We start from the raw sequence: 243 nt of genomic DNA on the forward strand, positions 1-243 counted from the left end.
GGCCCCGCACAGGTCGCTTGCCTGCGATCCCGACAGGAACGGGTTGTCGCAATTTACGCGGAACGGCTCGGTGCCGTACGCGCCGAAGTTGAAGGTGCGGTTGAGCTGCGTGTTGTACGACTTGTCGCGATAGAACAGGCCGTTGCCGTACAGCTCGATATCGTCGCTGATCTTCGCGGTCAGGAAGCCGCCCAGATTGACGCGGTTGAAGGCGCGCTGGACCGCCCAGTTGTCGTACGGGTT

Annotated in this window: 1 protein-coding gene; it reads right to left on the reverse strand. The window is 62.1% G+C overall.

What is annotated here, in order from left to right:
- Positions 1 to 243 (reverse strand): hypothetical protein (locus tag ACZ6JE_RS15490; protein WP_464319524.1); only part of this gene is annotated, 243 nt, incomplete at both ends.

The organism is Frigoribacterium sp. AC759, assembly GCF_979256015.1.